Annotated in this window: 13 protein-coding genes; 6 read left to right on the top strand and 7 right to left on the bottom strand. The window is 68.7% G+C overall.

Annotated features, from left to right (window positions below):
• Positions 1–124 precede the first annotated feature (124 nt).
• The 3 genes from IFSED24_RS01190 to dgt are packed head-to-tail and all read left to right on the top strand — an operon-like array spanning position 125 to position 2,906.
• A complete protein-coding gene (locus IFSED24_RS01190) occupies positions 125–553 on the top strand; it encodes an acyl-CoA thioesterase (RefSeq protein ID WP_491333403.1) in 429 nt (142 codons plus the stop codon).
• On the top strand, positions 553–1,638 hold the full coding sequence (locus tag IFSED24_RS01185; RefSeq protein ID WP_491333402.1) for a TrmH family RNA methyltransferase: 1,086 nt from the start codon (positions 553–555) through the stop codon (positions 1,636–1,638). Before IFSED24_RS01190 ends, IFSED24_RS01185 begins: the two co-directional genes overlap by 1 nt.
• A 5-nt stretch (positions 1,639–1,643) precedes the next feature.
• Complete coding sequence (gene dgt, locus IFSED24_RS01180) at positions 1,644–2,906, top strand: dGTP triphosphohydrolase (RefSeq protein WP_491333401.1); 1,263 nt, start codon at positions 1,644–1,646, stop codon at positions 2,904–2,906.
• A 58-nt stretch (positions 2,907–2,964) separates the two neighbouring features.
• Here the strand turns inward: dgt and IFSED24_RS01175 are convergent, their stop codons facing one another.
• Positions 2,965–4,044, bottom strand: coding sequence for a site-2 protease family protein (locus IFSED24_RS01175; RefSeq protein ID WP_491333400.1), 1,080 nt, complete (start codon positions 4,042–4,044; stop codon positions 2,965–2,967).
• Positions 4,045–4,174: 130 nt separating this feature from the next.
• On the opposite strand from IFSED24_RS01175, the gene IFSED24_RS01170 reads away from it, so the two are divergent.
• On the top strand, positions 4,175–4,948 hold the full coding sequence (locus IFSED24_RS01170) for a protein-disulfide reductase DsbD domain-containing protein (RefSeq protein ID WP_491333399.1): 774 nt from the start codon (positions 4,175–4,177) through the stop codon (positions 4,946–4,948).
• A gap of 35 nt (positions 4,949–4,983) precedes the next feature.
• Positions 4,984–5,571, top strand: a complete 588-nt coding sequence (locus IFSED24_RS01165; protein ID WP_491333398.1) for a thioredoxin family protein — start codon at positions 4,984–4,986, stop codon at positions 5,569–5,571.
• Between the two features lie 64 nt (positions 5,572–5,635).
• Here IFSED24_RS01165 and IFSED24_RS01160 read toward each other — a convergent pair whose 3' ends face one another.
• The 6 genes from IFSED24_RS01160 to IFSED24_RS01135 form a co-directional block, all read right to left on the bottom strand.
• A complete protein-coding gene (locus tag IFSED24_RS01160; RefSeq protein ID WP_491333397.1) occupies positions 5,636–5,971 on the bottom strand; it encodes an acyl-CoA carboxylase biotin carboxyl carrier protein subunit in 336 nt (111 codons plus the stop codon).
• Between the two features lie 19 nt (positions 5,972–5,990).
• Positions 5,991–7,535, bottom strand: coding sequence for an acyl-CoA carboxylase subunit beta (locus IFSED24_RS01155; protein ID WP_491333396.1), 1,545 nt, complete (start codon positions 7,533–7,535; stop codon positions 5,991–5,993).
• Between the two features lie 117 nt (positions 7,536–7,652).
• Positions 7,653–10,127: an EAL domain-containing protein gene (locus tag IFSED24_RS01150; protein WP_491333395.1), complete on the bottom strand. Its 2,475-nt coding sequence runs from the start codon at positions 10,125–10,127 to the stop codon at positions 7,653–7,655.
• A gap of 154 nt (positions 10,128–10,281) precedes the next feature.
• Positions 10,282–13,542: a S41 family peptidase gene (locus IFSED24_RS01145; protein ID WP_491333394.1), complete on the bottom strand. Its 3,261-nt coding sequence runs from the start codon at positions 13,540–13,542 to the stop codon at positions 10,282–10,284.
• An 89-nt stretch (positions 13,543–13,631) separates the two neighbouring features.
• Positions 13,632–15,692, bottom strand: a complete 2,061-nt coding sequence (locus IFSED24_RS01140; protein ID WP_491333393.1) for an ATP-binding protein — start codon at positions 15,690–15,692, stop codon at positions 13,632–13,634.
• Between the two features lie 24 nt (positions 15,693–15,716).
• Positions 15,717–17,984 carry an aconitate hydratase gene (locus IFSED24_RS01135; RefSeq protein WP_491333392.1) on the bottom strand — a complete coding sequence of 756 codons (2,268 nt, stop codon included), beginning with the start codon at positions 17,982–17,984 and terminating at the stop codon, positions 15,717–15,719.
• A gap of 299 nt (positions 17,985–18,283) precedes the next feature.
• Here IFSED24_RS01135 and IFSED24_RS01130 point away from each other — a divergent pair, with 299 nt between their 5' ends.
• Complete coding sequence (locus tag IFSED24_RS01130) at positions 18,284–20,089, top strand: methyl-accepting chemotaxis protein (RefSeq protein WP_491333391.1); 1,806 nt, start codon at positions 18,284–18,286, stop codon at positions 20,087–20,089.
• The last annotated feature ends 34 nt before the right edge of the window (positions 20,090–20,123 follow it).

The raw sequence follows: 20,123 nt of genomic DNA, 5'->3' as shown, positions 1-20,123 counted from the left end.
GGTGTCTTTTTGCCACACGGCGTGCCATCATCCCGAATGCCGCCCCTGGCCGGGCAACTGCCCTCGCGCTGGAATGGCCGCACCCCCACCTCGCGACAAGCCCACGATTCCGGAGTTGTTTCGCATGCCGCGCTTGCAATTGACCCCCTGTTCAGCTTACCCTTTCTGTACCGGTCTGGCCGTCAGGGTCACCGACCTCAACTATGGCGGCCATCTCGGCAACGACCGGATCCTAGCCCTGCTGCAAGAAGCGCGCGTCGCTTTCCTGGCCGAGCATGCCTGGAGCGAGAAGGATTGCGCCGGCACGGGCTTGATCATGACCGATGCCGCGGTCCAGTACCGCGGCGAAGCCTTCGCCGGCGACCACCTCCTGATCGAGGTCGCCATGGGGGAGGCAGCCCGTACGGGCTTCCGCTTCTTCTACCGGATCACCCGCCGCGGCGACCAGGCACTGATCGCCGTGGCCGAGACTGGCATGGCCTGCTTCGACTATGAACGTCGGCGCGTGGTGGCCCTGCCCGAGACGGTCCGCAGGCTCTGCGAGGAAAACTGATGGCCTTCAGCCACTCTGGCGACGAACTCGAGAAGGAACTGGCTCACAGCGACGGCGGTGTGGGCAACGACACGGACACCGGCACTGGCAACGGCACGGGCACCGGTCGAGGCCGCGGCAGCCGCCGCGGCAGCAAGACCGGCCGCGGAGGCAAGGGTGGCCCCCGCAACCCCAGGAACAACAACCAGCGCCGGCGCAAGGGCAGCCCGGGCGGGCAGAACGGCCAGGGCAACCAGAATGGCCAGGGTAACGCCAAAGCGGCCCCGGCCGACAAGCTCTCGAGCCCCCAGAACCCCCAGGTCAAGGCGCTGGTCCGCCTCCGCCACCGCCGGACCCGCGATCAGCTCGGCCAGACCGTGATCGAGGAGCCGCTGGTCCTGCGCCGCGCCTGGGAGGCCGGCTACCCGCTGGAGACGGTCTACTTCTGCAACGACATGATGTCGCCCACCGCGCGCGAACTGCTCGAGGACCTGCGCGCCGCCGTGGCCGTGGGCCAGACCAGCGTCGCCCTGGTGGAGCTGGCCCCCTCGCTCATGCGCAAGTCGGCCTACCGCGACCAGCCCGAGGGCATCCTGGCGGTGGCCCCCCAGCAGCGGCGCACCCTCGAAGATCTCGTCCTGCGCGAGAACGCGCTCCTGATCGTGCTGGAGAACGTGGAGAAGCCCGGCAACCTGGGCGCCGTGCTCCGCATCGCCGACGGCGTGGGCGCCGACGCGGTTCTGGTCACCGGCGAGGGCACCGACATCTTCAACCCCAACGTCCTGCGCGCCAGCCGCGGCGCCTTCTTCGCGGTGCCCGCGATCCATTGCCAGATCGGCGAGGCCCGCGACTACCTCCACGAGAACGGCCTGAAGGTTTTGGCCACCACCCCCAAGGCCGACACCGACTACACCCAGGCCGACCTCACCGGCTCGGTGGCGGTGGTCCTGGGCTGCGAGCACGACGGGCTGAGCGAGGCCTGGCTCAAGGACGAGGGTGCCCAGGCGGTGCGCATCCCCATGCGCGGCCGGGGCGACTCGTTGAACGTGGCCACCACCGCCGCGGTCCTGCTGTACGAGGCTCTGCGCCAGCGCGGCCTCGGCTAGTGTCCATGCAGAACACGTTCTACAACGCCTGGGACATGGAGCAGCCGGAGCCGGCGTCCCGCGACTACCGCACGCCGTTCCGCCGCAACCGCGACCGCCTGATCCACAACGCCGCCTTCCGGCGCCTGCAGGCCAAGACCCAGGTGTTCCTCAGCGGCGAGTACGACTTCTACCGCACCCGCCTGACCCACAGCATCGAGGTGGCCCAGATCGCCGGCTCGATCAGCCAGTACCTGAACCACTCCTCGCCGCTGCTCGAGCCCGGCTTCCACATCGACCCCGACCTCTGCGAGGCCATCTCGCTCGCCCACGACATCGGGCACCCGCCGTTCGGCCACGCCGGCGAGAGCACGCTGCACCGGTTGATGGCCGACCACGGCGGCTTCGAGGGCAACGCCCAGACCCTGCGCCTGATCGGCTCCACCATCTACACCAGCGGCGGCGACCGGCGCGGCCTCAACCCGACCCGCGCCCTGGTCGACGGCGTCCTCAAGTACAAGACGCTCTGGAGCGAGCTGCCCGACCAGCGCAAGCACTTCCTCTACGACGACCAGGAGAGGTTCCTCCGCTTCGTCACCGACGGCCGTCCCTGGCCCGAGGACCTCGCCCCGGGCAAGCCGCGCAACGCGTTCCGCAGCCTCGAGTGCCAGATCATGGACTGGGCCGACGACACGGCCTACTCGCTCAACGACATCGTCGACGGCGCCCACGCCGGCTTCATCACCCAGAGCCGCGTGGAGCGCTGGGCCGAACAGTATGCCGGCCCGGAGGATCAGGAATCGGTGGCCTACCTGGTGGAGGCGCTGCGCACCGGCAGCATCGAGCGCGCCATGAACCGGCGCATCGGCCGCTTCGTCGAGAGCGTCGAGCTCTGCGAGCGCCGCTGCTTCCTCACCGACCTCAGCAACCGCTGGCGCTTCGAACTGCGGCTCGACGACGACGTCCGCCGCGAGCAGTCGCTCTTCAACCGCATCGCCGTGGACCTGGTCTTCCGCTCGCCCCAGGTCTGCCAGCTCGAACACAAGGGCGACTTCATGCTCACCCGGCTCTGGGACACGCTCAGCAGCCACTACCTGCCTGGCGGCCGGCCGCAGCTGGCGCTCCTCTCGGACGACTTCGAGCGCGAGATCGCCCGCGAGGACCTCGACGAGCGCGGGCGGGCCCGGGTGTTGTGCGACTACCTGGCCGGGATGACCGACGGGTTCGCGAGCCGGATCTACAAGCGGCTCTTCGACGCGGACTTCGGGAGCATCGTCGATCTGGTCTGAACCAACCGCACCGTCACGATCGTGCCGGCCGGACAAGGCCTCCACCCACGGCGCCCCCTCACTGCCTCATCGCCGCCTGGATCCGCATGAACTCGCCCATGTTCTCCATGGTCACCAGTCCCACCAGCGCGCCCAGATGATCGGTCACCGGCAAGGTCCGGCAGTTGCATGTGCCCAGCCGCTTGAAGACCGTCTCGACCATCTCGCCAAGGTGCGCCGTCTGGTAGTCGCGCTGCATCACGCTCTCCACCTTGGCGCCGGGCCCCAACTCGTGCAGCCCCCGCAACATGTCCTCCTGGCGCAGCACCCCCACCAGGCGACCGCCCGCCAGCACCGGGAAGTCCTTCTGGCTGCCGTCGATGGTCAGGCGCACCGCGGTCAGGAGCTGGTCGTCGGCGTCGAGGGTCTCGAACTGGGTCTGCATCACCCGCTGCAGCGGGATCCCACCGAGGGCGCCCTTCATCTGGACCATGGCGTTCTCCTGCGCCGCGCCGATCCACACGAAGAACGCGATGAACAGCAGGAACGGGTTCCAGATCAGCCCCACCAGACCGAAGACCAGCGCCAGCGCCTGCCCCACCATGGCCGCGATCTGGGTGGCGCGGGTGTACTCGAGCCGCATGGCCAGCGCCGCGCGCAGCACGCGGCCACCGTCCATGGGGAACGCGGGGATCAGGTTGAAGAGCACGAGGAAGATGTTCACCACCATCAGGCGCTCGACCAGCGGACCGCGCGTCCAGTCCAGCGCCTCCACCGGGGCCAGCGCCCCCGACATGTGCAACCAGACGTAGAGCCCCGCCGCGATGACCACGTTGACCAGCGGCCCGGCCAGCGCCACCACGAGTTCCTGGCGCGGGTTGGTGGGCATGCGTTCGAGCCGCGCCACCCCGCCGATGGGATAGAGCACGATGTCGCGGGTGCGGATGCCGTAGCGGGCCGCGGTCAGGGCGTGGCCGAATTCGTGCAGGAGCACGCAGAGGAAGAGCAGCAGGAAGAAGCCGACACCGACCAGGGCGGCCGTCACCGAACGCGTGGCGCCCCAGGCGTTGAGCGCCAGGAAGCCCAGCAGGATCAGGAAGGTGACGTGCAGGTAGACGTCGATGCCACGGTAAGCACCCAGACGAAGGGTCCAGCGCATGCCCAAGCCTCCAGGAAGGTCGCAAGTTTGGGTCGCCCTCGGCGACCGCCCGCTCGGCCCACATGAATACATGCATCCGAGACGATGTCCACGACTGGCGGCGACACACCGGCCGCCTATAATGTAGACCATGTTTGTACGCTTTTTATTGAACCACGGCTGGAGCCTCTGGTTCCTGATCCTCGCCGGCGATCTGGCGGCCGCTCCCGTGCCGAAGCCCGTGACCGTGCAGGCGCATCTGGCCGCCACGAGTTCCGATTCGGCCGTGGTGGTCTGGCGCTTCCAGTTGAGCGAGGGCTGGCACCTGTACGGGCCATTCCGCAACGACTCGGGCTTTCCCCCCGAGATCCGCCTGGACCTGCCCGACGGCTGGTCGGCCGGACCGCTCCGGTGGCCCGTTCCCCGGCGCTACCTGAGCGCCGGCATCATCCTCGATCACGTCTACGAGCACGAGCTACTGCTCCCCCAGACCCTGCGCTGGCCCAGAGGCGACGACCCCGCCACCATCACCGCCAGGCTCCGCTGGCTCGCCTGCCAGGAGGCGTGCGTGCCCGGCGATACCACCCTCACGTTCACCTTGCCGGCCCCGGCGACACCGGACGCCGCTGCTCTCTTGCAGGAGGCGGCCAGGCGCCTGCCCGGCACCCTGCCGCCCGGGCTGGTCACCGTCCGCCGAGAGGGAACGGTCATCACCCTGGAGGTTCCGGGCGCCGAGGGATTGACCTTCATCCCCGATCCCGACGGGCCGTTCCTGGTCGATATGCTGGCCGATGGCCACGTCGACGATTCCCGCCTGGTCTTGCGCCTACGCCCCGATCAGGGTCCGCAGACCGCGCTCTCCGGCTTGTTAATCATTCACCACAACAATGGCGCTCGAACCACGGGACCGATTGTCATCCCGTGATTTGCAGCAGATCCCGAACCCAAGGAGCATCCACCATGCGATCCCTCGTCTCCACAGCCCTCCTCCTCGTGGCCGTCTCCGCCCAAGCCGGTGTCGTGCCCGGCGACAAGGCCCCCGATTTCACCCTCACCGACACCGACGGCCGTGCCCATTCGCTGCACGAGTACCTCGAGTCCGGCCACACGGTGGTGCTGGAGTGGTTCAACGCCGACTGCCCGTTCATCAAGAAGCACCACCACGACCACCGCACCATGAACGAGACCTACGCCGCCTTCGTCGACGAGGGCGTCGTCTGGCTGGCGATCAACTCGAGCGCCGAGGGCAAGCAGGGCGCCGGTCTCGCGCGCAATCGCCGCGCGCGGGCCGAGTACGAGATGCCCATGCCCGTGCTCCTGGACGCTGACGGCAAGGTGGGCAAGGCCTACGGCGCGCGAACCACGCCGCACATGTTCGTGATCGCCGCCGACGGCACCGTGGCCTACGCCGGGGCCATCGATGACGACTCCTCCGCCAGCGATCTCGGCCAGACCAACTACGTGGCCGCGGCGCTCACCGCGGTCCTCCAGGGCGCCAAACCGGCGGTGGCCGAGACGAAGGCCTACGGCTGCAGCGTGAAGTACTAGGCAGAAAAGACGACGCCGGCCCAGGAGGGTCGGCGTCGTCTGCGGATCGGTCGTCGGGCGCCGGTCAGACCAGTTCCACCAGCACCGCCCCCTTGGGCACGTTCTGCCCCTCCTCCACCAGCACGGCCTTGACCGTGCCCTCCCACGGCGACTGCACCTCGTTCTTCATCTTCATGGCCTCGAGTTCGATCACGCCCTCGCCACGCTGCACGCGTTGTCCGGGCCGCACGAGGATGCGCGTGATCAGGCCGGGGATCAGGGTGGTGATCCGGGTGCGGTCGACGGGAGCCCACGGCTGGCGCTCGCGGAACTTGCGCGTGGTGTGGGTCTCGTAGTCGGTGCCGTCGATGTGGAACTTGACCAGCTTGGCGTCCTCGGGGGTCCCGGGAATGTCGGCCATGTCCTCTCCTTCGCTCGTCCTAGAACGGCGGAATGCCGTGCTTGCGGTGCGGTCGGGTCTCCTGCTTGGTGGCCGAGACGTGGATGGCGTGGACCAGGAAGTCGCGGGTCTCGTCGGGCTGGATCACCGCGTCGACGTGCCCGTCGCGCGCGGCGATGTACGGGTTGGCGAACTTGTCCTGGTACTCCTTGATCTTCTCCTGACGCATGGCCTCGGGATCCTCGGCGCCGGTGATCTCCTTGCGGAAGATGATGTTCGCCGCGCCCTCGGGGCCCATGACCGCGATCTCGGCGCAGGGCCAGGCGAAGACGAAGTCGGCGCCCAGGTGCCGCGAGCACATGGCGATGTAGCCGCCGCCGTAGGCCTTGCGCAGGATCAGGGTGATCTTGGGGACCGTGGCCTCGCTGTAGGCGTAGAGGATCTTGGCGCCGTGGCGGATCACGCCGGCGTGCTCCTGGTCCACGCCGGGCAGGTACCCGGGCAGATCGACGAAGCTGATCAGCGGGATGTTGAAGGCGTCGCAGAAGCGGATGAAGCGGGCGGCCTTGTCCGAGGCGTCGACGTCGAGCACGCCGGCCAGGTACGCCGGCTGGTTGCCCACGACGCCCACGGTCTTGCCGTCGAGCCGGGCGAAGCCGATGACGATGTTCTTGGCCCAGTGCGCCTGGATCTCGAGGAAATCGCTGTCGTCGCACACGGCCCGCACCACGTCGCGCACGTCGTAGGGCTTGCGCGGATCGTCGGGCATGATGGCGTCGATGTTGTACTCGGGCCGCGGCGGCTTGGCGGGGAACGGCTCGCTCTGCTTGCGGTTGTTCCAGGGGATGAAGGTGACCAGCCGCTTGATCTGCTCGAAGCACTCCTGCTCGCTCTCGGCGAAGAAGTGCGCGTTGCCCGAGATCTCGGACTGGACGCGGGCACCGCCCAGGTCCTCCATGGAGATCTCCTCGCCGAGCACGGTCTTGATGACCTCGGGCCCGGTGATGAACATCTTGGAGATCTTGTCGACCACGAACACGAAGTCGGTCAGGGCCGGCGAGTACACGGCGCCCCCGGCGCAGGGGCCGAGGATCACCGAGATCTGCGGGATCACGCCCGAGGCCAGGGTGTTGCGGAAGAAGATCTCGCCGTAGCCCGCCAGCGAGTTCACGCCCTCCTGGATGCGCGCGCCGCCCGAATCGTTGATCCCGATCAGCGGCACACCCATCTTCATGGCGTGGTCCATGATCTTGGTGATCTTGCGCGCGTGCGCCAGGCCGAGCGAGCCGCCGGCCACGGTGAAGTCCTGGGCGAAGCAGCACACCGGGAAGCCCTGCACGGTCCCGGTGCCGGAGACCACGCCGTCGCCGGGCAGCCGCTTCTGGTCCATGCCGAAATCGTGGCAGTTGTGCTCGACGAAGAGGTCGTACTCGTGAAACGAGCCCTCGTCGCAGAGCGAGGCCACGCGGTCGCGGGCGGTGAGCTTGCCCTGGGCCTGCTGCTTCTGGACGGCCTTCTCGCCGCCACCCTGCATGAGCGTGCGGGTGCGGCTGACGAAATCGTTGATCTTCTGGCCGAGCGACATGGTCTGGATCCTCCTGCGCACGACTCGTTCTAGACAAAACGACCGGGCCAGGGGGCAGCCCGGAAACCTGTCGAAACATTAACCGGAGCCAAACCTTGCAACAACCATGACGCGGGGTCAAGTCAATCTGCGCCCGATCTCCTCCCTGGCCAGGGGGTGATCGAAGTAAAACCCTTGCACCAGCGGGCACTCCAGTTCCGCGAGCAATTCGGCCTGCTCGGCGGTTTCGACCCCTTCGGCGATGATTTCCAGGCCGAGCCGCTTGCCCAGGCCGATGATCGCCGCGGCGATGGCCGCGTTGCGGGGGTCGCGGGCGATGTCGCTGATGAAGTCCTGGGCGATCTTCAGCCTAGTCACGGGCAGGTGCTTGAGGTAGACCAGCGAGGAGTAGCCGGTGCCGAAATCGTCGATGGCCAGGCTCACCCCGTCGGCGCGCAGGGCGCCCAGGGTCTCGGTGGCCTCCTCGGCGTCCTGCATCAACACGCTCTCGGTGATCTCCAGTTCGAGGTGGCGGGGCGCGAGCCCGGTCTCCTGGAGGATGCGCTGGACCAGGTCGACCAGGCCGGGTTCGGCGAACTGCCGGCCCGAGAGGTTCACCGCCACGCGCAGGTCGGGATAGCCGGCCGTGAGCCATTCCTGGACCTGTGTGCAGGCCGAGCGCAGGACCCACTCGCCGATGGCGTGGATCAGGCCGGTCTCCTCGGCGAGCGGAATGAACGCCGCCGGCAGGATGGTGCCCTGCTCGGGATGGATCCAGCGCAGCAACGCCTCCACGCCCACCAGCCGCCCGGACTTCAGCTCGTACTGCGGCTGGTACACGAGCCGGAATTCCTCGCGCTCCACCGCCTGACGCAGCCCCGCCTCCAGCTGCATGCGCTGGACCGCCCGGGCGTGCATCTCGTCGCTGAAGAACTGGTAGCGGTTCCGCCCCTTGGCCTTGGCCGCGTACATCGCCATGTCGGCGTGCTTGAGCAGGCTGCTGACCGTGTCGCCGTCCTCGGGATAGAAGGCGATGCCGATGCTCGGCGATGTATAGACCTCGTGGCCGTCGAGATCGAAGGGCAGCGCGAGCTGCTCCTTGATCTTGCGCGCCACCATGACCGCGTCGCGACTGGCGGTCACCGCCGGCAGCAGGAGCACGAACTCGTCGCCGCCCAGCCGGCTCAGGGTGTCGCCCTTGCGGATGCACGACGACAGGCGCTCGGCGATGCCCTGCAGGAGGAGGTCGCCCTTGTCGTGGCCGAGCGAGTCGTTGACGTCCTTGAAGTTGTCGAGATCGCAGAACAGGAGCGCGGCCCGGCGGTCGCTGCGCTTGGCCGAGGCCAGGGCGCGGGCGAGCTGCTCGAGAAAGAAGGCGCGGTTGGGCAGCTTGGTCAGCGCGTCGTAGTAGGCGATGCGGCGGATCTCCTCCTCGTTGCGCTTGCGGTCGGAGATGTCGGTGACCGAGCCGATGTAGCCCGAGAGCTGCTGGCGCGTGTCGAACACCGGTTCGGCCTGGACGAACACCCAGGTGGTCATGCCGCGTGGCCGGCGGAAGCGGCACTCGGTCCGGAAGACCTGCCCCTCCATCACCGCCAGCTGCCAGTTCTGGGTCACGGCCTGGGTGTCGTCGGGGTGGACCGCCGCGAGCCAGCCCTCATCGGCGGCCTGGGCGGTGGTCAGCCCGGTGATCTCGCGCCAGCGGCGATTCACGTAGCGGCAGCGGCTGTTGCGGTCGCAGCGGAAGATGCCCACCGGCGACGACTCGGCCATGATCTGGTACCGGCGTTCGCTCTCGCGCAGCGCGTCCTCCGCGAGCTTGCGGTCGGTCACGTCCTGGACCGTGGAGATCATCAGCCCCTGTTCGGGCAACGGCGTGTTGACCGCGCTGATGATGCGCATGTTGCCGTCGCGGCCGCGCACGCGGATGTCGTCCCACTGCATGCGCTGGAGGCTGCCCTGGCCCAGATCCTGGAGGAAGCGCTTCTGGAATTCACGGCGCTGTTCGGGGTCGGGGCAGAGGCGGTCGAGGAAACCGGCGAGGTCGGCGACGCCCTGACTGTTCCAGGTGCCGTAGATGTCCTGGAACCGGCCGTTCACGTAACCCACGGCCGACATGTCCAGCGAGTTGATCGCCATGCCGATGGGCAGGTTCTCCAGCACCGTCTCGATGAACTCGTTGCGGCGGCGCAGCTCGGCCTGCAGCGCGTTGGCGGTGTGGTCCACCGGCACCACGAAGCCGATGATCCCGCCGCCAGTCGCGTCCGGTCCCTGCTGCAGGGCGGCGAAGCGGCAGGCGAAGGTGGCACGCCCACCCCCGGGCAAGGTCACCTCGAATTGACGGTAGATTCCCTGCTGCTGCGGATCCGTCTCCCGCAAGAGGCCGCGCAGCGAAGCCTGGTCCATGCCGTCGAGGCCGGGCAGCGACCGCCCCAGCAGGGCCTCGCGTTCGGTCTCGAGCAGGCGGGCGAACTCCTGGTTGGCCTCCACCACCAGACCCTCGCGGTCCAGCGCCACCACGCCCAGAGGCAGGCTCCGCAGCAGCGCCGTGGCGAGGTCGGCCCCCAGGGGGTTCGCAGCAGCATCCGTGCGCGGTTGCTTCTTGGGATCCAAGTCGGGAGCCTCCTTGCCTGGACAATCAGCAGCGACCGTTGCCCCGATCTTGGGGACACGATAGATCCTCTATTGCAAAGTCGCATCCGTTATCAAGATAGCATCGGGCGCGCGGCTTGAGAAACCGCACGCCCGGAACCCCTCCCCAGGACGGTCAATAGGCGGCTTCGGCCCGGCGCGGACGGGGTCGGGGGGCCTGCCGCGCCTGCTCGGCTGCCTCGATCATCAGGTTCACCGCCCGGACGAGCTGGGGATCCTCGCCGGCGAGGATCTGCGGCGGCCCCAGCGGCACCAGGTGGTCGGGCACGCAGCCACCGTGCTCCTGGTTGCGGTTGTTGCGTTCGGGGTGCCGATCGTCGCCCCAGACGTACCAGCCGCGGAAGGGCAAACGCACCCAGCCGCCGTCGAGGGTGGTCCAGCCGCCGGTGGAGATCACGTTGCCGCCGGTGGTCTGTCCGATCACCGGCCCCCGTCCGATGGTCTTGATGGCATGGCTGAAGATCTCGGCGTTGGAGTAGCTGGCCTCGTTGCAGATCACGGCGATGGGCTTGTTCCAGCGCTGCATGGGCAGGCGCTCGCTATCGGGATAGCCGACCTCGCCCCCGCGCGGGACGGTGTAGGCGTGCACCGGCTGGGTGAGGATGGTCAGCAGGAGATCGGTGGTCCAGCCGCCGCCGTTCCAGCGCACGTCGATGACCAGCGCCTCCTTGTCGTGGGCGGCGGCATAGAGGTCGCGCTCGAAGAGTTCGACCTCGCGGCGGCCCATGCCCTGGATGTGGACGTAGCCCACGCGGCCGTCGGAGAGGTCCTCCACGCGCTGGCGCATGGCGCGGACGTCGGCCGCGTAGATGCGTTGCCGGATCTCGCCCCAGCGGGCCGGGCGGAGCGCCACCTCCTGCCGGTCGCCATCGCGCACGAAGGTCACCAGCACCGGATCGCCGCCGGCGGCCACGATGGGGGCGAAGACGTTGTCCTCGCGGCCCACCGGCACGCCGTCGATGGCCTCGATCACGTCGCCGGCCTGCAGGCCGCCCACGGCCAGGTCGGCCGGACCGTGGGGCACCACGCGCGCGAGGCGCAGCCCCCGGCCGCGATGGTCGGGATCGAATTCGAGCCCGAGCCAGCCGGCGCCGCTGCGATCACCACGGCCACCCGGGTAGTAGCCCAGGTGCGAGGCGTTGAGGCTGCGGATCATGATGTTCATGACGTCGGCGAAGTCCGCGTCGTGGTCGATGCCCGCCGCCAGGCGCAGGGCCTTCTCGCGCTGCCGCGCCCAGTCGACGCCGTGCATGTCCTCGGCGTAGAACGACTGGCGTAGGCGGCGCCAGGCCTCCTCCACCACCTGCCGCCGCTGGCCGTCCCGGTCCACCGTCAGGCGGGCGCGGAACGACGTGGTCTCCAGATCCCCGCCCTTCAGCGGCACCCGGGCGGGGCGACCGTCCTTCAACAGCCAGACGGTCTTGCCGTCGCGGCCCAGATGCGCGGCACGGTCGCCGGCGCCGCCCTTGGTCAGGGCCTCGCGTTCCTCGCCGAAACGATCGACCGTGTAGAGGTCGCGCTTGCCGCCGATGGTGGCGGCGAAGGCGATGCGGTCGCCTTGCGGATGGAGCGCCACCACCCGCTCGTCGCCCGGCAGGCTGGTCAGACGGTGCAGGCGCAGGTGGATGTCCTCGAGGTCGATGACGATGGGCGTGGGCTCCTCGGGCGTGGTGTCCTCGGCTTCATCCTCGTCCTTGGTCTCGTCCTTGGTCTCGTCCTTCTTCTTGTCCCGCGTCTTCTCCCAGATCTGCCACTCCTCGCGCGACCGTTCGTGGTCGGCGCGGGTCAGGTAGCAGAAGACCACGTCGCTCTGGTTGCCGTAGCGGCGGCTGGTCCAGGCCAGCATGCTGCCGCTCTCGTTCCAGACCGGCCCGCGGTCCACGTCGGGATGCTGGCTCACGTTGACGGCCTCGCCGCCGGTGGCCGCGACCAGCCAGATGTCGGTGTTGAAATCGCTCCCGCTGGCCACGGCATAGGCGAGCCAGTTGCCGTCGGGCGACCAGGCGAACTCGGGGTCGTCCCAGCCCTCGTAGAGGATGCGGCGACCGCCGCCGTCGGCATCCATCACCGCCAGCTTGCCCGGACCATGGAGATAGGCGATGCGCCCGCCGTCGGGCGACCAGACCGGAGCCGTGCACTCGACTCCCGCGGGCGTCAGCCACTCGATCCGGTGGCGCCGGGCCGTACGCAGCGACGTCGCGTCGGGATCGTCGGCCAACGCCAGGCCGATGCGGCTGTAGGGGATGCCGCCCTTCTCCTCGCGGTCGCTGACGAACACCAGGGTATCCGCCGACCCTGGCCGGAAACCGACACCGCTCTCGCGCCACGACGAGGGCAGCACCACCGTGGCCCGGCCCTCGAGCTCGCGGTTGACCAGCACGATCTCGCCCTCGACGATCATGGCGATCTCCTCGCCGTCGCTGGCCACGTCCAGCTCGCCGGCATCGCCCGTGTAGTCCTTCACGGTCACCGGCTCGGTCAGCTGGTCGGCCGCGATCTCGATCTCGAGCCGCCTGGCCTCGCCGCCGCCGGTTTCCAGGAGCCAGAGCCCGTCGCCGGCCTCGAACACCAGGCGTGATCCGTCGCGGCTCAGACGGGCATTGCGCACGCCTTCCTCGCGGAAGTCGGTGAGACGCTCGCGGCCGCTGCCGTCGAGGTTCTGGCGCCAGATGTTGAACGCCCGGGTATCGTCGTCCTCGGCCCGCCAGTAGACCGCATCGTCCGGTCCCCACATGGGATCGGTGTCGTACCAGGGACCGTCGGTGAGCTGCACGGGAACCTGGCCGGGCGTGTAGAGCCAGAGGTCGGACTGATACGTCCCGCGGTAGCCGAGCTTCCCGAAGCGCTGCGAACCCACGGCCAGCAGGTGGCGCCTGCCGTCGGGATGGACCGCCACCTCCTGGGCGAAGAGGTCGACCAGGCGCAGGGGGGTGCCGCCGGAGGCGGCCACGCGCTGGATCTGCGCCGAGACCGGATATCGCCACGGGCGCACGCTCGAGAACAGGACCTCGCGGCCATCGGCCGACCAGGCCTGGGGGATGTCGGTGGCGGGGGCGTAGGTCAGGCGCGTGGGCCGGCCGCCATCGGCGGGCATGACGTAGACGTCGAAGCTGCCCTCGCGGTCCGAGGCGAAGGCGAGCTGCGTGCCGTCCGGCGAGAATACGGGGTCGCGGTCGTAGGCGGAGTGCGCGGTCAACCGCTCGGCCCGGCCGCCGGTGGCGGCCACGCGCCAGAGGTCGCCCTGACAGGTGAAGATCACGGTCTGTCCGTCAGGTGAGATCCCCGGCCGACGCGGGAGGAAAGCATCCTCGGCCACGGCCAGTGACGACGTCAGCACCAGGAGCGACAGCAGGGTCATGGCAAGCAGCAAACGCATGGATTCTCCTTCACAAGAGGACGCGCAGGACGGCCTACGGTCGAGACAATGGCATGTCCGCCATCATACGGGAACAGGGTGCATTTGTGTCACGAAGAAGCGGCCAGCACCTCGCGGACGCGGCGGAGCAGATCACGACGCGTGAAGGGCTTGTGCACGAGATGGTCGGCGCCCAGATCGACCAGGTCATGGGGCAAGGTCCCGACATCGTGGCCGGTGATGAAGAGCATGGGCACATCCGGACGCAGGGTCTGCATGCGGTCCCGGGCCTCCCGTCCCGAAAGCCGGGGCATGACCACATCCATGATCACCAGCGCGATGGTCGCCGCCTGCCGCACGAAGACCGCCACCGCCGCCTCGCCATCGGCCTCGGCCAGGACACGATAGCCCGCCGCTCCCAGGACCAGCCGGGCGAAATCGCGCACCGATTCATCATCCTCCACCAGCAGGATGGTCTCCCCTCGTCCCTGGATCTCGCCCACGTCCTCGGTCTCGGCCTGAGGCTCGAGGATCGTCTCGTGCAGCGGGAGGTAGACATTGAAGCGGGCGCCCTGCCCCTTGCTGCTGCGCAGTTCGACCAGGCCCTCGAACCGCTTGACGATGGCGTAGACCGTGGCCAGTCCCAGTCCGGTGCCCTTGCCCACGTCCTTGGTGGTGAAGAAGGGCTCGAACACGCGATCCTGGTGCTCGACCGGGATGCCGCACCCGGTGTCGCTCACCGTCAGACAGGCATAGCGGCCCGGACGCGCCCAGGGATGGGCTTCGCAGAACGCATCGTCGAACGAGGCCACGGAGGTGCCGAGCACGAGGCTCCCCCCGCTGGGCATGGCGTCGCGGGCGTTGACGCAGAGGTTCATCACCACCTGATCGAGCTGCCCCTTGTCCGCCCGCACCGGCAAGGCCCCCGCGGCGAGATCGAGCTCGAACGTGATGTGGTCGCCGATGACCCGCTCCACCATGCGGCTCAGCCCGGTCATGAGCTCGTTGAGATCGTAGGTCGCCAGGTTCACGGCCTCCCGCCGGCTGAACAGCAGGAGCTGCTCGACCAGGTCGCGGGCCCGGGCGCCGGCCACCTTGACCCGCTCGAGATAGGCGCGGTGAGGATGATCGGCCGCGAGCTCCTCGTAGACCAGGTCGGTGTAGCCGTTGATCACCTGCAACAGGTTGTTGAAGTCGTGCGCCACGCCTCCGGCGAGCTGGCCCACCGCCTCCATCTTCTGCGCGTGACGGAGCTGGCCTTCCAGCTCGTCACGCTGCTGCGCCAGGCTCGCGGTGAGCAGCCGACCGGCCAGCACCGGCGCCATGCGATCGGCGACCGCCTCGAGGAGCTCCTGCTGCGCCCGATCGTAGCCGCCGGTGCGGTCGGCGACCAGGAACAGGCCCACGGGCTCGCCATGATGCAGCAGCGGGACCGCCAGGGCGTCATGCAGATGCTGGTGCCCTGCGGGGACCTGCAGATCACCTGAGGCGATCTGGGTCTCCTGCCGGGCCAGCGCTCGGCCCCAGACACCGCCCCATTGCTCGCGCGGGAAGCGGATGGGCCCCTCGACCGGTGGGCCATCGCGCCACATCTCCCCCACCAGGGTGGGGCACACGAGTCCGCCGGCCGCGTCGATGTAGCCGAAGAAGCCGGACTGGCTCCCGGTGGCGGCGATCAGGACATCGAGGACCTGGTGGTAGAGCTGATCCCCCTCGGCGATGAGGAAGATCTGGGCGATCTGGTTGAGGGTGTGCAGTCGCGTGGAGGTGCGGGCCAGGTCGGACTCGGTCCGCTTGACCTGGGTGATGTCGATGATGTGGATGATCACGCTGGCGGGCGAACCGTCCCTGGCCGCGACGGGATGAATGGAGAAGGCGCTCCAGACACCGTCGCGGCAGTCCTCGGCGTGCACGACCTCTCCCGTGGCGAAGGCCTGCTCGGCGAGGGCCCGACGCGATGCCGCGAGGTCGGGCGGATAGGGATCGAAGACGCATGTGCCCAGCAGCTCCCGGCGTGTCTTGCCGAACCTGGCCGCATAGTGGGCGTTGGCATCGAGGATCGCCCCTTCACGGTCAACCATCAGCACGGAGGCCGGCGCCACGTCCAGCTGGAGGCGGGCCAGCCGTTCGCGTTCGCGCAGCTCGTCCAGCGATGGGGAGCGCTCGTTCATGGCATCCGCTCGGCTTTCGGACCGTCAGGCTCGCTGCCGGATGAGGTTCAGCGCCGACCCTGCCCGGAACCAGCCGATCTGCTCGTCGGTCAGGGTATGCTTCAGGGGGACCTCCTCCACCGCGCCGTCGGCATGGCGCAGCACCAGGGTGACCGTGCTGCCGGGCGCGAGCCCGTCGAGTCCGGCGAGGTCGACGGTATCGTCTTCCCGCACCTTGTCGTAGTCGGCCGGGTCGGCGAAGACGAGCGGCAGGATGCCCTGCTTCTTGAGGTTGGTCTCGTGGATGCGGGCGAAGCTGCGGACGATCACCGCCGCACCGCCCAGATGGCGCGGACTCATGGCGGCGTGCTCGCGGCTGCTGCCCTCGCCGTAATTCTCGTCGCCGACGATGATCCAGTGCCGGCCGGCCGCCTTCAAGGCGCGCGCCACGTCGGGGACCCGGCCGAGGCTGCCGTCGAGGGGATTGCGGGTCTGGCCGGTCTCGCCGTTGAAGGCGTTGATGCCGCCGATGAGCATGTTGTCGCTGATGCGGTCGAGGTGGCCGCGGAACTTGAGCCAGGGGCCGGCCATGGAGATGTGGTCGGTGGTGCACTTTCCCTGGACCTTGATCAGGAGATCCAGCCCGCGGAAATCGTCGGCCTGCCACTTGGTGAAGGGCTCGAGCAGCGCGAGGCGCTCGCTGTCGGGCGCCACGATCACCGCGACCCGGTCCTTGTCCGCGGCCGGGGCCTGGTAGCCCTCCTCGGCGAAGACGAAACCGTCGCGGGGCACCTCGTCGGCCACCGCCGGCGCCCGGAGCTTGACCGCCTCGCCGTCGGCGTTGGTCAGCGAGTCGGTGAGCGGGTTGAAGTCGAGCCGACCGGCCAGGCCGTAGGCCATGACGATCTCGGGGCTGCCGATGAACGCGTTGGTCTCGGCGTTGCCGTCGTTGCGCTTGCGGAAGTTGCGGTTGAACGAGGTGATGATGCTGTTGCGCTCGCCCTCGGCGATGTCGTCGCGCTTCCACTGGCCGATGCACGGACCGCAGGCGTTGGTCAGCACGGTGGCGCCGAGCTGCTCGAGCACCGCCAGCTGGCCGTCGCGCTTCACCGTCTCGTAGATCTGGTCCGACCCCGGCGAGATCAACAGCGGGGTCTTCATGGTCAGGCCCTGGTCGAGGGCCTGGCGCGCCACGTCGGCCGCACGGCCGATGTCCTCGTAGCTGCTGTTGGTGCAGGAGCCGATCAGGGCCGCGGACAGCTCCACCGGGTAGCCTTCACGCTCGCAGTCGTCCTTCATCTGCCCCACCGGGTGGGCGACATCGGGGCTGTGCGGGCCGACCAGGTGCGGCTCCAGGGTGGACAGGTCGATGGTGACCACGCGGTCGAAATGGGCGGCGGGATCGGCGAGCACCTCGGGGTCGGCCTCGAGCAGGTCGGCATGGGCGCCGGCCAGCTCGGCCAGCTCGGCGCGGCGGGTGGCCCGCAGGTAGCCCTGGATGCGGTCGTCGCAGGGGAAGATGCTCGTGGTGGCGCCGAGCTCGGCCCCCATGTTGGTGATGGTGGCCTTGCCGGTGCAGCTGATCGCCTCGCAGCCGGGGCCGAAGTACTCGATGACGTGGTTGGTCCCGCCCTTGGTGGTCAGCAGGCCGCAAAGCTTGAGGATCACGTCCTTGGGCGCGGTCCAGCCACTGGGCGCCCCGATGAGCTCGACACCGGTGATCCGTGGATGCAGGACCTCCCAGGGCATGCCCACCATCACGTCCACCGCGTCGGCGCCGCCGACGCCGCAGGCCGCCATGCCCAGGCCGCCGGCGTTGGGCGTGTGGCTGTCGGTCCCGATCATCAGGCCGCCGGGAAAGGCGTAATTCTCCAGCACCACCTGGTGGATGATGCCCGACCCCGGTTTCCAGAAGCCCATGCCGTAGCGCGAGGAGGCGCTGCTGAGGAAATCGTAGACCTCGCGGTTCAGGTCGAGCGCCGCGGCTTTGTCCTTCTCGGCGCCCTGGTAGGCCAGTAGCAGATGATCGCAGTGGACCGTGGTCGGCACCGCGGTCTCGTCGCGTCCCGCCATCATGAACTGGAGGATGGCCATCTGGGCGGTGGCATCCTGCATGGCCACGCGATCGGGCGACAGCTGCAGGGTGGCCTCGCCGCGGGCCAGCTTCTGGCCGGCCGGGTCGACCAGGTGGCCCAGGAAGATCTTCTCCGTCAGGGTCAAGGGCCGGCCGAGGCGCTCGCGGACGATGTCCAGGTTGCGGCGGGTACGGTCATACACGTGGCGAACCAGTTCCGGGGTGGTCTCGATGGCCATGGGGATCTCCTTGGCGGCTGGGTCGGGTCGATCATCGCAATCGGCATTCAAAATACACGTATTCGGGGGTTCCGCACGCGTGAGATGGCCGAGCGTGCCGGTCGGCAGAGCCTCTCCAGGTCCTGGAGGACAAAGAATCATACGCACAATGAATGTGGTTTTTCCTTAAGCCTCAACAGTGACACCCGATCCATACGGGAGAAAGCGCCGTAAAGGTCACCGGAGCAAGAGGCCGCGCCAATGCGCCTGGACTCCGCCGCTACCGGCCGAGCAAGCACCCAACGCCTTGGAGAACAGTCATGAAGATGAATCTGCGCAACCGGTTCCTGGTCCCGACCGCGGTGGCCCTGCTGCTTGCATTCGGGCTCTATCTCGGCATCACGACCCACAAGACCGGGGAAGCCCTGGAGACCGCCGTCCACCAGGAGATGGGCAACCTCAACACGCTGGTCCTGACCCAGGTCGACAGCTGGATGAGCCACCGTGATCAGGATGTGGCGCGCTGGGCCGAACTGCCCCAGATCCGCAAGGCGGTGGGTTCCGCGGGTTCGGGAGCCGCCATGGAAGCCGAGATCCTGCTCAAGAAGATCGAGGCCAACACCAGCGACTACGAGGGCATCCACCTCGTCGGCCCCGACGGGCTGGCCGTGGCCTCGAGCGTCCAGGGCATGACCGGCACCCTGAACATCAAGGACCGGGACTACTTCCAGGAATGCATGCGGACCGGCCAGGTCTCGGTCTCCAAGGCGCTCAAGAGCAAGGTCACCGGCAACCCCATCATCGTGATCTGCTACCCGGTGCGCAGTGCCCTGGCCAGCGGCGCCATCATCGGCGTGGTGGACCTGGGCAAGTTCACCGCCAATGTGGTCGACCCCATCAAGGTGGGCGAGACCGGCTACGTCTACATCGTGGACGAGGACGGCACCTTCCTGGCGCATCCCAAGAAGGAACTCATCCTCGAGCACAAGTTGACCGAGTTCGACTTCGGCCAGAAGGTCCTGGCGCAGAAGTCCGGCATCCTGGAGTACGACTTCGGAGGCAAGCGGCGCCAGTCCGCCTTCGCCACCAACGAGCGCCTGGGCTGGCTCTGCGCCGTGGCCCTCGACAACTCCCAGGTCTACGCCGCCAGCAACGAGCTGCGTAACTTCGGCATCCTGATCACCCTGATCTCGGTGCTCGTCGTGGCCGGCGTGGTCTTCTTCGTGGCGCGCTCGGTCACCGGCCCCGTCAACGCCATGATCGCCGACCTCAACTCCGGCAGCGAGCAGACCTCGTCCGCCGCCGCCCAGATCTCCAACGCCAGCGTCGCCCTCGCCGAGCAGTCGAGCGAGCAGGCCGCCGCGGTGGAGGAGACCTCGGCCAGCCTCGAGGAGATGACCGCCAACGTCCGCAACACCACCACCGCCGCCGACCGCTGCCAGGAGCTGATGCAGCAGGCCAAGGCCGTGGTCGAGCAGGGCATGGGTTCGATGCAGGCCACCGTCCAGGCCATCAGCACCATCAAGTCCAGCGCCGACCAGACCGCCAAGATCGTCTCCACTATCGACGAGATCGCCTTCCAGACCAACCTGCTGGCGCTCAACGCCGCGGTGGAGGCCGCGCGGGCCGGCGAGGCCGGCAAGGGCTTCGCCGTGGTGGCCGAGGAGGTGCGCAACCTGGCGCAGCGCGCCGCCGAGGCGGCCAAGGAGACCAGCGCGCTGATCGAGGAGTCGGTCACCCACGCCGAGAAGGGCGTCCAGGTCACCGAGCAGACCCGCGAGGCGTTCGAGCAGACCGCCGAGAACTCGAACCAGGTCGCCATGCAGGTCGACAGCATCGCCACCGCGGCGCGCGAGCAGGCCCAGGGCATCGACCAGATCAACAAGGCCGTGGGCCAGCTCGACCAGACCACGCAGGGCGCCGCGGCCAACGCCGAGGAGTCGGCGTCGGCGGCCGAGGAGCTCTCGGCCCAGGCCAGCCAGCTCCGCTCGGTGGTGGCCCGGCTGCACGCCCTGGTCTCGGGCGACACCCACGCCGCCGAGCGCGGCCTCGACGCCCATGACCAGCGCCTGCACGCGCTGGCCGACAGCGGCGCGAGTTACGAACCCGAGCGGGTCGGCGTCTGACCCGATCACCAGCTTGACCGGCGTGCTCCGCCAC

The sequence above is a fragment of the Candidatus Latescibacter sp. IFSED24 genome, from assembly GCF_058273205.1.
Note: the sequence above shows the minus strand (reverse complement) of the source record. Positions and strands in the feature narration are given on the sequence as shown.

What these genes read in the sequence shown, in the direction of transcription:
- IFSED24_RS01190 (WP_491333403.1), top strand. Translation starts at nt 125, where the DNA reads ATGCCGCGCTTGCAATTGACCCCCTGTTCAGCTTACCCTTTCTGTACC.
- IFSED24_RS01185 (WP_491333402.1), top strand. Translation starts at nt 553, where the DNA reads ATGGCCTTCAGCCACTCTGGCGACGAACTCGAGAAGGAACTGGCTCAC.
- dgt (WP_491333401.1), top strand. Translation starts at nt 1,644, where the DNA reads ATGCAGAACACGTTCTACAACGCCTGGGACATGGAGCAGCCGGAGCCG.
- IFSED24_RS01175 (WP_491333400.1), bottom strand. Translation starts at nt 4,044, where the DNA reads ATGCGCTGGACCCTTCGTCTGGGTGCTTACCGTGGCATCGACGTCTAC.
- IFSED24_RS01170 (WP_491333399.1), top strand. Translation starts at nt 4,175, where the DNA reads ATGTTTGTACGCTTTTTATTGAACCACGGCTGGAGCCTCTGGTTCCTG.
- IFSED24_RS01165 (WP_491333398.1), top strand. Translation starts at nt 4,984, where the DNA reads ATGCGATCCCTCGTCTCCACAGCCCTCCTCCTCGTGGCCGTCTCCGCC.
- IFSED24_RS01160 (WP_491333397.1), bottom strand. Translation starts at nt 5,971, where the DNA reads ATGGCCGACATTCCCGGGACCCCCGAGGACGCCAAGCTGGTCAAGTTC.
- IFSED24_RS01155 (WP_491333396.1), bottom strand. Translation starts at nt 7,535, where the DNA reads ATGTCGCTCGGCCAGAAGATCAACGATTTCGTCAGCCGCACCCGCACG.
- IFSED24_RS01145 (WP_491333394.1), bottom strand. Translation starts at nt 13,542, where the DNA reads ATGCGTTTGCTGCTTGCCATGACCCTGCTGTCGCTCCTGGTGCTGACG.
- IFSED24_RS01140 (WP_491333393.1), bottom strand. Translation starts at nt 15,692, where the DNA reads ATGAACGAGCGCTCCCCATCGCTGGACGAGCTGCGCGAACGCGAACGG.
- IFSED24_RS01135 (WP_491333392.1), bottom strand. Translation starts at nt 17,984, where the DNA reads ATGGCCATCGAGACCACCCCGGAACTGGTTCGCCACGTGTATGACCGT.
- IFSED24_RS01130 (WP_491333391.1), top strand. Translation starts at nt 18,284, where the DNA reads ATGAAGATGAATCTGCGCAACCGGTTCCTGGTCCCGACCGCGGTGGCC.